General features: G+C 68.9%; 9 protein-coding genes and 2 tRNA genes. 2 read left to right on the top strand and 9 right to left on the bottom strand.

All coding sequences use genetic code 11. The features are described from left to right. Positions 1 to 115: 115 nt before the first annotated feature. From fabF to ASF71_RS03575, 9 genes are all read right to left on the bottom strand, one after another. A complete protein-coding gene (gene fabF / locus ASF71_RS03615) occupies positions 116 to 1,360 on the bottom strand; it encodes a beta-ketoacyl-ACP synthase II (RefSeq protein ID WP_056294841.1) in 1,245 nt (414 codons plus the stop codon). A gap of 172 nt (positions 1,361 to 1,532) precedes the next feature. Then, positions 1,533 to 1,763, bottom strand: a complete 231-nt coding sequence (gene acpP / locus ASF71_RS03610) for an acyl carrier protein (RefSeq protein WP_056294838.1) — start codon at positions 1,761 to 1,763, stop codon at positions 1,533 to 1,535. A gap of 109 nt (positions 1,764 to 1,872) precedes the next feature. Then, on the bottom strand, positions 1,873 to 2,664 hold the full coding sequence (gene fabG, locus ASF71_RS03605; protein ID WP_056294835.1) for a 3-oxoacyl-[acyl-carrier-protein] reductase: 792 nt from the start codon (positions 2,662 to 2,664) through the stop codon (positions 1,873 to 1,875). Between the two features lie 35 nt (positions 2,665 to 2,699). Then, positions 2,700 to 3,605, bottom strand: a complete 906-nt coding sequence (gene fabD, locus ASF71_RS03600; RefSeq protein ID WP_056294832.1) for an ACP S-malonyltransferase — start codon at positions 3,603 to 3,605, stop codon at positions 2,700 to 2,702. After that, on the bottom strand, positions 3,602 to 4,624 hold the full coding sequence (locus tag ASF71_RS03595) for a beta-ketoacyl-ACP synthase III (protein WP_200939650.1): 1,023 nt from the start codon (positions 4,622 to 4,624) through the stop codon (positions 3,602 to 3,604). Before ASF71_RS03595 ends, fabD begins: the two co-directional genes overlap by 4 nt. Before the next feature lie 84 nt (positions 4,625 to 4,708). Beyond that, on the bottom strand, positions 4,709 to 5,746 hold the full coding sequence (locus ASF71_RS03590) for a beta-ketoacyl-ACP synthase III (protein ID WP_056294824.1): 1,038 nt from the start codon (positions 5,744 to 5,746) through the stop codon (positions 4,709 to 4,711). Positions 5,747 to 5,895: 149 nt separating this feature from the next. Beyond that, positions 5,896 to 7,245 (bottom strand): trigger factor, encoded by a 1,350-nt coding sequence (tig, locus tag ASF71_RS03585; RefSeq protein ID WP_056294819.1) that lies wholly within the window; start codon positions 7,243 to 7,245, stop codon positions 5,896 to 5,898. Positions 7,246 to 7,487: 242 nt separating this feature from the next. Next, positions 7,488 to 7,573: transfer RNA gene (locus ASF71_RS03580), tRNA-Leu, on the bottom strand. A 66-nt stretch (positions 7,574 to 7,639) separates the two neighbouring features. After that, a tRNA-His gene (locus ASF71_RS03575) sits at positions 7,640 to 7,716 on the bottom strand. A 122-nt stretch (positions 7,717 to 7,838) separates the two neighbouring features. Between ASF71_RS03575 and ASF71_RS03570 the strand changes: the two genes are divergently transcribed. Next, a complete protein-coding gene (locus ASF71_RS03570) occupies positions 7,839 to 8,984 on the top strand; it encodes an acyl-CoA dehydrogenase family protein (RefSeq protein ID WP_056294816.1) in 1,146 nt (381 codons plus the stop codon). Between the two features lie 380 nt (positions 8,985 to 9,364). After that, on the top strand, positions 9,365 to 11,824 hold the full coding sequence (gene lon, locus ASF71_RS03565; protein WP_056294812.1) for an endopeptidase La: 2,460 nt from the start codon (positions 9,365 to 9,367) through the stop codon (positions 11,822 to 11,824). The last annotated feature ends 92 nt before the right edge of the window (positions 11,825 to 11,916 follow it).

Genomic DNA, 11,916 nt, shown 5'->3' with positions numbered 1-11,916 from the left:
AGGGGAACGTCAGCTCCCAGGCTAGTACGGATCACGGCCGGCGCGACCTGACCGATCTGACGGCGGCCGGGGGAAGAGGCCACAGCGGCGCTCCTCTCCCCGGCCGCCGACCGGATCAGACCCGCTTGAACAGCAGCGCGGCGTTCTGGCCGCCGAACGCGAACGAGTTGCTCAGCGCGTACTCGACTTGCTTCTCGCGCGCGCCCTCGGGAATGTAGTCGAGGTCCAGTTCGGGGTCGGGGTCGGTGAGGTTGATGGTCGGGGGAAGAATACCGTCCCTCAGAGCCTGTGCGACCGCAATCGCCTCGATGGCCCCGGCCGCGCCCAGCAGGTGCCCGGTCATGGACTTCGTGCTGCTGATGGCGAGCTTGTAGGCGTGGTCCCCGAACACGTGCTTGATGCCCTGGGTCTCGTGCAGGTCGTTGAAGTGCGTGCTCGTGCCGTGTGCGTTGATGTACCCGACCTCGTCGGGGTTCACGCCCGCCGTGCCGAGCGCCATACGCATGGCGACCTGCGCGCCCCGGCCCTCGGGCGCCGGCATGGTGATGTGGTGCGCGTCGGCACTCGTGCCGTAGCCCACGATCTCGGCGTAGATGGTCGCGCCGCGCGCCCTGGCCTTCTCGTATTCCTCGAGCACGACCACGCCCGCGCCCTCGCCCAGCACGAAGCCGTCACGGCTGGCCGCGAAGGGCCGGCTGGCGTGTTGGGGGTCGTCGTTACGGGTCGAGAGGGCCTTCATGTTCGAGAAACCCCCGATGGCGATGGGCGTGATCGAGGCCTCGCTGCCCCCGGCGAGCATCACGTCGGCCAGGCCGAGCTGGATGTACCGCGCCGCGTCGCCGATGGCCCCGGTGCCGGTCGCGCAGGCGGTCACGACCGTGCTGCTGGGACCGGTCGCGCCGTAGCGCATGGCGACGTGGCCGGTGCTCATGTTGGCGATCTGCATGGGCACGAACATGGGCGAGATGCGCCCGGCGCCGCGCGTGTGCAGCACCAGCGACTGTTCCTCGAAGGTCTGGACCCCGCCGATGCCGCTGCCCAGCACGGTGCCGGTGCGCTCGCCGCGTAGTTCCTCTTCCGAGAGGCCGCTGTCGGCGACCGCCAGCGCCGCCGCCGTCAGCGCGAGCTGCACGTAGCGGTCGAGCTTGCGGGCCTCGCGCGGATTCACGTAGGGGTCGAGGCTCTCACTGACCTCACCCGCGATCTTGCTCGCCACGTCGGCGGGGTCGAACCGGGTGATGGGGGTGATGCCGCTCTTGCCCGCGCGCTGCGCCTCGGCGTAGGTCGCCGCGCCCAGACCGATGGGCGTGACCGGACCGAGGCCCGTGATCACCACCCGCTTGAGTCCTGTAATTGCCATGTGCCTTGCCTCCTGGGGTCCGGGCCGCCAGCCCCCACCGGCCAGCGCCCAAGGAAAATGGGAAATGGGGCGAAGGGCGGGCCTCTGTCGCGCCGCGCCTCCCTCGCCCCCCTGCCCTGCCCGGTCCGCCGCCGGCCGGAACACGCGGTTCCCGCTCAGCGGCGCAGCCGGCTTACTGCTTGCTTTCGATGTAGTCGATGGCGGCCTGCACGGTGCGGATGCTCTCGGCTTCCTCGTCGGGAATGGTCACGCCGAACTTGTCTTCCAGACCCATGATCAGCTCGACGGTCTCCAGGCTATCCGCGCCCAGATCCTCGACGAAACGGGCCTCGGGGACCACCTTGTCCGCGTCCACACCCAGCTTTTCCACAATCACATCTTTCACGTCGTCAAAAGTTGCCATGTCAGTTCCTCCTTCTAGAACCTGAATTCTGCGCCAGTCTACACGCGCCGGCGCCGCTTCTCCCCTTTGCCTGAACGGGGTCCAAGCCCAGCCGTCCGGCCAGGGGGCCTCAGTGGGGGTTGAGGCCGCCGTCCACGCCGATGGTCTGGCCGGTCACGTAGGCCGCGCCCTCGCTCGCCAGAAAGGCCACGACCGCCGCGACCTCCTCGGGCTGCCCGAAGCGCGCCAGCGGGATATTCGCTAGGTAGCCCTTCTGCACGCCCTCCGGGAGGGTGGCTGTCATGTCGGACTCGATGAAGCCCGGCGCGACCGCGTTCACGGTGACGCCCCGGCCACCGTACTCCTTGGCGAGCGCCTTGGTCAGGCCGATGAGGCCGGCCTTGCTGGCGACGTAGTTGGCCTGCCCCGGATTGCCGGTGAGCCCCACCACCGAGGCCACGTTGACGATGCGCCCGGTCCGCGCCCGCATCATGTGCTTGAGGGCCGCGCGGCAGGCGGCGAAGGCGCTCGACAGGTTGGTCTGGATGACTAGGTCCCAGTCCTCGTCCTTCATCCGCACGGCGAGGCCGTCGCGGGTCACGCCGGCGTTGTTCACCAGCACGTCAAGGCGCCCGAAGGCGGCCAGCACGTCCTCGACCAGTTTGCCGGCGTTCGCGGGCACCGAGAGGTCGGCGCCGAACACCTCGGCGCGCACCCCGTGGCGGCGGGCTTCGTCGGCCACGCGCCCGGCCTCGTCGGCGTTGCGGCCGTAGTGGACCGCCACGTCGAAGCCGTCCTGGGCGAGGCGCAGCAGCGTGGCCCGCCCCAGGCCACGGCTGCTGCCGGTCACGAGGGCGACCTTGCGGGGGGGGGCGTCGGGGGTGCTGGAATTCTGGGAAGCGGCAATCTGCGAATCGGTCATGAAGTCCTCGGAAAGAAGGGGGAAAGGCCCCGGAATTACAGCGTGAAGTCGCGCACCTGCTGGGCCGTGCCCACGTTCAGGGTGCGGGCGTCCGGCAGGATGCGCTTGACGAGGCCGGTCAGGACCGCGGCAGGGCCGAACTCGACGAAGGTGTCCACGCCGAGCGCGGCCAGGGCCTGCACCGACTCGACCCAGCGCACGCTGCCGGTGATCTGGGCGCGCAGCAGTTCGGCCGTCCGCGCAGGGTCGGCCCCCGCCTCCGCCGTCACGTTCGCCACGACCGGGAAAGCATAGGGGCCGTAGGGCGCGGCTTCCAGCGCGGGGGTCAGGCCCTCGGCCGCGCGCTCCATCAGGGCGCAGTGGAAGGGCGCGCTGACCTTCAGCGGAATGATCTTGAGCCCGCGCGCCTTCAGCTCGGCGCCCGCCACCTCGACCGCCGCCTTCTCACCCGAGATGACGGTCTGGGTCGGCGCGTTGAAGTTGGCGGGCTGTACACCCTCCAGGGCCGCGCAGACCTCGCGCACGGTCTCCGGGTCGCCCATCACGGCGCTCATGGCCCCGGTGCCCACCGGCACGGCCGCCTGCATGAGCTCGCCGCGCAGGCGCGTGAGCCGCAGGGCCGCCGACAGGTCCAGGACGCTCGCCGCCACCAGGGCCGAATACTCGCCCAGCGAGTGCCCGGCGGCGTAGTCGGGCTTCAGACCGGTCTGCGCCTGCCACGCGCGGTAGGCCGCCACCGACGCCGCGACCAATGCGGGCTGCTGGTTGGTTGTGAGGGTCAGGTCCTCCAGCGGGCCGGACTCGATCAGGGCGCGCAGGCCCGGCAGTGTGGTCTCGGCCTGCGTGTAGACGGCGGCGGCTTCGGGAAAGGCGGCGGCGAGGTCCACGCCCATGCCCACGGCGTGCGACCCCTGGCCCGGAAAAAGAGCGGCGATCTTCATGCGTGTGCCTCCTGCGGGGCCGCGAGCGCGCCGAGCGAGCGGCCCCCACCCCACCATTTCATCGTGGCCGCGACCCAGCTCAGGCCGCCGCCGAACGCGACGAGCAGCAGCTGCTGGCCGTCCTGCACGCGGCCGTCGTCTACCGCCTCGCGCAGCGCGAGGGCCACGGTGGCGCTCGACGTGTTGCCGTAGCGGTGCAGGTTCACGACCGTCTTGCTCATGGGAATGCCGAAGCGCTGCACGGCCGCCTCGATGATCCGCAGGTTCGCCTGATGCGGAATGACCCAGTCCACGTCGGCGGGGGTCAGTCCCGACTTCTTCAAGACCTGGTTGCCGCTGTCGCCCAGCACCCGCACCGCGAACTTGAAGACCTCGCGGCCGTTCATGCCCGCCTTCTCGCCCATCGGCGCGCCGCCCGGCAGCGTGGGCGCGATGCAGCGCTGGTACAGGGCGGGCCCGCCCGCGCTGTCGGCGCCCAGCACGAAATCCTGGAAACCGTACCCGTCCGGCACCTCGCCCACGACCGCGCAGCCGCCGCCGTCGCCGAACAGGATCGCGGTGTTGCGGTCCTCCTGATCCACGATGGTGGTCAGCACCTCCGCCCCGATGACCAGCACCCGCCGCGCGGTGCCGGCCAGGATCAGGCCCTGCGCCATGCTCAGACCGTACACGAAGCCGCTGCACGCCGCGAGGAGGTCGAAGGCCCCCGCGCCCGTCAGCCCCACCTGACCGGCGACGAGCGCCGCCGTGCTGGGAAACAGGGCGTCTGGGGTCGCAGTCGCGCAGATGACCGTATCCACGTCCTTGAGAGCGTCGGGGTCGCGGCGCAGCAGGTCGCGCACGGCCCCCACCCCGATGTCCGAGGTATAGACCCCCGGCTCGGCGTGCCGCCGCTCCCGGATGCCGGTGCGCGACTCGATCCACTCGGCGTTGGTGTCCATGCGGGCCTCGAAGTCGGCGTTGGTGACGACCTTCGGCGGCACGTATATTCCCATGGCCACGATGCCAATTGCTTTCACGGTTCGCAGGCTACCATTCTCCGAACGGCTGTTCAGAGAAACGGGGACGCGGGCGACGAAACGCGCAAAAGCGCGAACCAGCGCTCACTCCCCGGTGTGGCCCCCACGCCGCCCGCCGTCCCACCAGCGCAGCGCCGCCGCGCCCCAGCTCAGCCCCCCGCCGAACCCCGCGAGGACCACCTGGGCCCCGTCCTTCATCCGGCCCTGCGCCTGCGCCTCGGCCAGCGCGAGGGGAATGCTCGCCGCGCTCGTGTTGCCGTAGCGGTCGAGATTGACTACTGCGCGCTCCAGCGGCAGCCCGAAGCGCTCCAGCGCCGATTCGATGATGCGCACGTTGGCCTGGTGCGGCACGAACACGTCGATGTCGCTCACCGCCAGGCCCGCGCGGCGGGTCACCTCTTCGGTCATGTCGCCCATGATCCTCACCGCGAACTTGAAGACCTCCCGGCCGTTCTGGGTGAGGTGCGGCCCCATCGCCGTGCCGCCCGGCAAGGTGTCGGCCGCGCCGCGCAGGAACAGGCTGGGGCCGCCGTTGCTGTCGGCCCCCAGCGCGAAGGCCTGCACGCCGTAGCCCACCGGTACCGGTCCGACCACGACCGCCCCCGCACCGTCCCCGAACAGGATCGCGGTGCTGCGGTCGTCCTGGTCCACCACGCGGCTCATGACCTCGGCACCGACCACCAGCGCGCGCCGGGCGGTGCCGGCCACGACCATGGCGTGCGCCACGCTCAGGGCGTACACGAACCCGCTGCACGCCACGCTCACGTCGAAGGCCGCCGCGCCCCGCAGGCCCGCCGCGCCCGCGATCAATGCGGCCGTCGAGGGAAACATGGCATCGGGACTGCTCGTCGCGCAGATCACGAGGTCCACGCCTTCCAGCGCGCCGGGAAAGCGGGTCAGGAGGTCCCCCACAGCCCGGCCGCCCAGCACACTCGCCGTCTCTTCGGGCGCGGCGTGGCGGCGCTCGCGGATGCCGCTGCGGCTACGGATCCACTCGTCGGTGGTCTCCAGCCGCGCGGCGTAGTGGGCGTTCGGGACCACCTGCGCGGGGGCGTACCCCCCAACGGCCAGGATGCCCACAGCGGGCGCGGAGGAAACGGGGGCGGGGCCGGGCGCAGTCACGCTCCAGACCGTAGCATTCTTTGAACGCCCGTTCAAACAATTTACGGCGGTCTGAACCCGGTGCAATAGAGAGGACCAAGCCACAAAACAGGGACACGCCGCGTCAGCGTGTCCCTGGGTACGGGGGTCAGGCCCCCGGAGCGGCGGTCTTACTCGCCGGCCGGCTGGTTTTCGGGGTGCGCGGTGCTCTGCTCTTCGGCAGGAGCTTCACTTTCACCTTCGGTCTGCTCGTCCTTCTGCTCGGGCTGCTTCTCGGTGGCCTGCTCGCCGCCGAGCGAGGAGATGGCCTGCTGGAGGCCCTTCTCGCGCATCAGGCTGATGTAGTACGAGTTCAGGCCGTTGGGGCCGAGCTGCGAGGAGAGCTGCTCGGGGGTCAGGTTATTGGCCTGGGCCAGCGCGCTCATGGTCTGGTTGAACTCGAGGTCGGACACCTGCACGTTCAGGTCCTCGGCAAGCTGCTCGAGGGCCAGGTCGCGCCGGACGCGGGTCTCGGCGTTCTTGGCCAGATCGGCCATGAATTCGTCGAGCTTGCCCTGCTCCTGCATGAAGGCCTCGTACTCGCCCCACTGCACGCCCTGGCGGCCCAGGTCTTCCTTGATCTCCTCGAGCATCGCCTCGCGGCGGCGGTCGAGCAGCGCCTGAGGAATGTCCACCGTCATGCCGTCGACCAGGCTGGTGACAAACTCCTCGCGGCGGGCGTTGTCGCCCTCCTGCTGCGCGCGGCGCTCGAGTTCACCCTTCAGGTCAGTGCGCAGGCGCTCGATGTCGTCGAAGTTCAGCGACTTGGCGAAGTCGTCGTTCAGCTCCTGAAGCTGCTTGGTCTTCACGTCCTGCACGGTCACGGTGACGGTGTGCTCGGCGTGCTCGTGGTCGCCGTGCTGGTGGGCCGGCACGGTGATCTCGACGGTGTCGCCCTTCTGCTTGCCCAGCAGGGCGGCGCGCACGTGCTCTTCGGCCACATCGAGGTAGATGGGGTAGGTACCGCCGTCTTCGCCCTGCTCCTGGATCGTCACCTGGTCGCTGGCCTCGATGGGACGCTCCACGCTCTCGAACGTGGCGTTGCGCTCCTGGAGATCGGCGAGAGTGCGGCCCAGTACTTCGTCGGTGATTTCGGGGGCGGCGGCCGTCACGCTGGCGCCGCGCCAGTCCCCCAGCTTGACCTCGGGGTAGGTCTCGCCGCGCACCGTGAAGTCGAAGCTCCGGCCGCTCGCGAGGTCCTGCGGGTCGATGGTGGCGTCCACGAGGTTGAGCTTCAGGTCGCGCGCGCCCTGGGGGTAGTGGGTCTGGAGTAGACGGTCGCGCACTTCCTGCTCGACGTAGCCCTTACCCACGCGGCCCTCGATGACCTTGCGCGGCGCCTTGCCGGGCCGGAACCCGGGCACGCGCACGTCGCGCGCGAGGCCTGCCCACACCTGGTCGTACATGCGGTTCACCTCGGCGGCGGGCACCGAGACCTTGAACTCCACCTTGTTGCCTTCCCTGCTGATCAGCTCTGCCATACGTCTCCCGTCTGGCCTCCGCGCCGCGCCGTGCGCCTGCGCGTGGCCCTGGTTGTGTGCTTGTGACGCCGCCTGCGCCGCCCGGAACCGGGCGGCCCGGAGGTCCGGGCCGGAGCGGTTCCCGGCGAGGGCGCGCGACATGCCGCCGAGCATCATAGTGCTTTTTGTCCGCCGGGTGTCGGCTGTCCGGAGCAAAAGAGCTGGGGAGCAGCCCGGCACATGCCCGACTGCTCCCCGAGTGTTGGTGCGAGAAAAGGGACTTGAACCCTCACTCCCTATGGGAACCAGATCCTAAGTCTGGTGCGTCTACCAGTTCCGCCATCCCCGCACGCCTGCCCTACTGGTAAAAAAAAGCCCCGGCGCAGGCCCAAGGGCATATGAGCCGGGGAACTTCTGGGGTGGCTTAGGGGATTTGAACCCCCGGCCTCCGCTTCCACAGAGCGGCGCTCTAACCAACTGAGCTAAAGCCACCATCACAGCCTTTGCAGGCCTAAGCAGTGTAGGCGGCAGCGTGCCGGGTGTCAATATCCCCCACCCAGCACGCTGCCGGAGGCGCTGCGCGGGCGCCAGCCGGGTGTAGGCTGAACCCCAACATGAATTTCGACTTGCCGGGCGACCTGCGCGACATGCAGGCGATCATCCGTGATTTCGGGCTGACCCGCGTCGAGGCGCGCGCGCACGAGATCGAGGACACCAACCGCATTCCGCCCGAGCTGCTGCGGGGGGCCGCCGACCTGGGTCTGTTCGGGCTGAGCATTCCCGAGGAGTATGGGGGCGTGGGCCTGGGCGCGCTGGGCCGCTGCGCCGTGTACGAGGCACTCGGCCAGGGGCACATGGGGTTCGGGGGCATGATCTCGGCCCACGCGTCCATCGGCACGAGCGGGCTGGTCCGGCTGGGCACCGAGGAGCAAAAACGCCGCTTTCTGCCCCGCATGGCGACGGGCGAGTGCGTGGCGGGCTTCGCCATCACCGAGCCGAGCAGCGGCTCCGACGCCGCCAACATCCGCACGCGGGCCGAGAAACGCGGAGACGAGTACGTCCTGAACGGCACCAAGCACTACATCTCGAACGCGCCCATTGCCGGGCTGCTGACCGTCATCGCCATCACCGACCCCGCCAAGGGCACGCGCGGCATGAGCGCTTTTCTGGTCGAGCCGCAGAACACCCCCGGCGTGAGCATCGGCAAGATTGACGAGAAGATGGGCCAGAAAGGATCGCTCTCGGCCGAGGTGATTTTCGAGGACGCCGCCATTCCGGCCGCGAACCTCCTGGGGCCGCTCGACCTGGGCTACCGCGAGGCGCTGGGCATCCTGACGAACGGCCGGGTGGGCATCGCCGCGCGCTCCACAGGGGCCATGCAGCGCCTGCTGGACCTGTCGGTGGCGCACGCGCAGGCCCGCGAGCAGTTCGGCAAACCCATTGCCGAGTTCCAGGCGGTGCAGTTCATGCTCGCCGAGATGGAGATCGCCGTGCAGACAAGCCGCGTGCTGTGGCAGAAAGTCGCCTGGATGGTGGACGAGGGCCAGGACGTGCGCCGCATGGCGAGCGTCGCCAAGTACCACGCCACCGAGGCGCTCTCGCAGGTGGCCGACAAGGCCGTGCAGGTGGCCGGCGGCATGGGCTACATGAAAGACTCGCCGGTCGAACGCTTCTACCGCGACCAGCGGCTGCTGCGCATCTACGAGGGCACGAGCGAAATCCAGAAGGTCATCATCGCGGCCGATCTGCTGCGCGCCTGAGTCCCAGAAGTCATTCCAGCGCAGGACCGCCGTCTCCACGGCGGTCCTGTCTTTCTGTCGTGCCCACCCGGCGCAGGTACGAAACCCGGCCTGTGGGTCCGGGCCGCCAGCCATGCTCCAGCCGACCGGCAACCCCCTCGTCTTCCTGCCGAAGAGTTAACTCCACATCAGCTTTCCGTGAGGGTCGTATCAGACGGCGGCAGTAGAATTTTAGCGTGACAGACGCATTTTCGGGGCAGGACGTACAGGCCGCACGGCTTGCGCGAACTGCCGAAACTTGATATAGTTACACTCAAGTTTCCTGGTAGAAGTATTCGCCAGGGTCAGACGTTCTCTCCCACCCGGCAGCTTCACAGGGTCAGGGCCACAAGGAGTACCGCATGCCCACCGAACACCCCAGCCTTCCCAAGAACATCCCCGTCTGCCCCGTCCGCGGCAGCGTGATCTACCCGACCATGGTCCAGCACATCGACGCCAGCCGCGCCCTGTCCATCGGCGCCATCGAGGCCGCCATGAGCGGTGAGAAGGTCATCCTGATCGTCTCGCAGCGCGACAAGGACGTTGACGACCCCAAGGGCAGCGACCTGTACGACGTGGGCACCGCCTGTAACGTGCTGCGCGTGCGCAAGAACCCCGACGGCACCGTGCAGATGCTCGTGTCGGCCGTGGCGCGCGTCAAGGTGACGGCCTACACCCGCGGCGACTACCTGCGCGCCGACATCGAAGCCCTGCCCGAAGGCAAGAGCGGCGGCGTGGAGCTTCAGGCCCTGGCCCGCGAGCTGCGCGAGAAGTTCGAGACCGTCGCCAGCGGCGGCCGCCTGAACACCGAGAGCGTGCAGACCATCCAGGGCAAGGAAGACCCCGGCGAGATGGCCGACCACATCGCCTTCAACCTCGACTTCAAGCTCGAGGACAAGCAGGCGCTGCTGGAAATCGACACCGTCGAGGGCCGCCTGCGCAAGATCTTGACGCTGCTCGACACCGAGCAGGAAGTGCAGGCCGTGCAGGCCAAGATCCGCGCCCAGGTCAAGGAAGAGATCGACAAAAACCAGCGCGAGTACTACCTGCGCGAGCAGATGAAGGTCATCCAGAAGGAGCTCAACGGCGAGGACGACGACGGCGACGAGGCCGAGGCCTTCCGGACCAAGATCGACGCGCTGGAGCTCAAGCCCGAGGTCAAAAAGGACATCGACCGCGAGGTCAACCGCCTCTCGCGCATGCACCCCGACGCCGCCGAGGCTTCGGTCATCCGCACCTACCTGACATGGGTCACCGAACTGCCCTGGAACGTGCGCAGCGAGGACCGTCTGGACGTCGGCGAGGCCGCGCAGGTGCTCGACGAGGACCACTACGGCCTGGAGAAGGTCAAGGACCGCGTACTGGAGTTCCTGGCCGTGCGCCGCCTGCGCAAGGAACGCGCCGAGCGCGGCGAGATCAGCGCCGACGAGGTCAACAAGGGCCCCATCCTGGTCTTCACCGGCCCTCCCGGCGTCGGCAAGACGAGCATCGCGCAGAGCATCGCCAAGGCGCTGGGCCGCAAGTACGTGCGCATCGCCCTGGGCGGCGCCCGGGACGAGTCGGACATCCGCGGACACCGCCGCACCTACATCGGCGCCATGCCCGGCCGCCTGATCCAGGGTATCCGGACCGCCGGCACCAAGAACCCGGTCGTGCTGCTCGACGAGATCGACAAGCTGGGCAGCAGCTACCAGGGCGATCCGAGCTCGGCGCTGCTCGAGGTGCTGGACCCCTCGCAGAACCAGCACTTCACCGACCATTACCTGGGCGTCGCCTTCGACCTGAGCGAAGTGATGTTCATCGCCACGGCCAACTACCCCGAGCAGATTCCGGCCGCCCTGATGGACCGCATGGAGGTCATCGACTTTTCCAGCTACATCGAGCAGGAGAAGCTGGAGATCGCCAAGCGCTACCTCATGCCCCGCCAGCTCACGCAAAACGGCCTGAAGCCCAACCAGATCACGTTCACCGACGCCTCGCTGGAGAAGCTGATTTCCAACTACACCCGTGAGGCCGGCGTGCGCAACCTGGAGCGCGAGATCGGGACGGTGGCCCGCAAAGTCGCCCGCCGCATCGCCACCGGGGACGCCAAGCGCGTGAAGGTGACCGACAAAGAACTCGACCGCTACCTGGGGCAGGCCCGCCACACCCCCGAGAGCGAGAACAAGGAAGACATGGTCGGCGTGAGCACCGGCATGTTCTACACGCCCGTGGGCGGCGACATCCTGTTCGTCGAGACGAGCATCATGCCCGGCAAGGGCCTGGTCCTCACCGGACAGCTGGGCGACGTGATGAAGGAATCGGCCCGCGCGGCCCTGACCTACGCCAAGAGCAACGCCGAGCGCTTCCACATCGATAAGGACCGCCTCGACAACAGCGAGATGCATGTGCATGTGCCGGCCGGCGCCATCCCCAAGGAAGGCCCGAGTGCCGGGGGCGCGATGGCAACCAGCCTGATCTCGGCCCTCACGGGCATCCCGGCGCGTCACGATGTGGCGATGACCGGCGAGATGACCCTGACGGGGCGTTACCTCCCCATCGGCGGCCTGAAGGAGAAGGTGCTGGGCGCGCGGCGTGCGGGCATCAAGCACATCATCATGCCCAAGGCCAACGAGGCCGATCTGCGCGACATCCCGGCCCACCTGCGCGCCTCGATGAGCTTCCATCCCTGCGAGACGGTCGATCAGGTGCTGGACGTCGCCCTGGTCGGCGGCCTGAAGGCGCTAGAAACCCCCCGCGGCAGCAGCGCCCCAGTGGTGCCCGCCCCCGACACCGAGGCGCCCAAGCGCCGGGGCGGCCGCCGGACCGGCGCGAGCGCCTGAGTCCTTCTTCCCTTTCCTGCCCCCACCCCTGCGGTGGGGGTTTTTCTGTGGTGCTTCAGGGCCAGCGTCCGGTGGCGCCTGATCTCATGCGG

The organism is Deinococcus sp. Leaf326, from assembly GCF_001424185.1.
In the GTDB taxonomy this organism is placed as follows: Bacteria; Deinococcota; Deinococci; order Deinococcales; family Deinococcaceae; genus Deinococcus.
This window is presented reverse-complemented; position numbering and strand designations above follow the sequence as displayed.

Bases quoted from the DNA above. Each gene is read 5' to 3' on its own strand.
- fabF (WP_056294841.1), bottom strand. From the start codon at position 1,360: ATGGCAATTACAGGACTCAAGCGGGTGGTGATCACGGGCCTCGGTCCG.
- acpP (WP_056294838.1), bottom strand. From the start codon at position 1,763: ATGGCAACTTTTGACGACGTGAAAGATGTGATTGTGGAAAAGCTGGGT.
- fabG (WP_056294835.1), bottom strand. From the start codon at position 2,664: ATGACCGATTCGCAGATTGCCGCTTCCCAGAATTCCAGCACCCCCGAC.
- fabD (WP_056294832.1), bottom strand. From the start codon at position 3,605: ATGAAGATCGCCGCTCTTTTTCCGGGCCAGGGGTCGCACGCCGTGGGC.
- tig (WP_056294819.1), bottom strand. From the start codon at position 7,245: ATGGCAGAGCTGATCAGCAGGGAAGGCAACAAGGTGGAGTTCAAGGTC.
- ASF71_RS03570 (WP_056294816.1), top strand. From the start codon at position 7,839: ATGAATTTCGACTTGCCGGGCGACCTGCGCGACATGCAGGCGATCATC.
- lon (WP_056294812.1), top strand. From the start codon at position 9,365: ATGCCCACCGAACACCCCAGCCTTCCCAAGAACATCCCCGTCTGCCCC.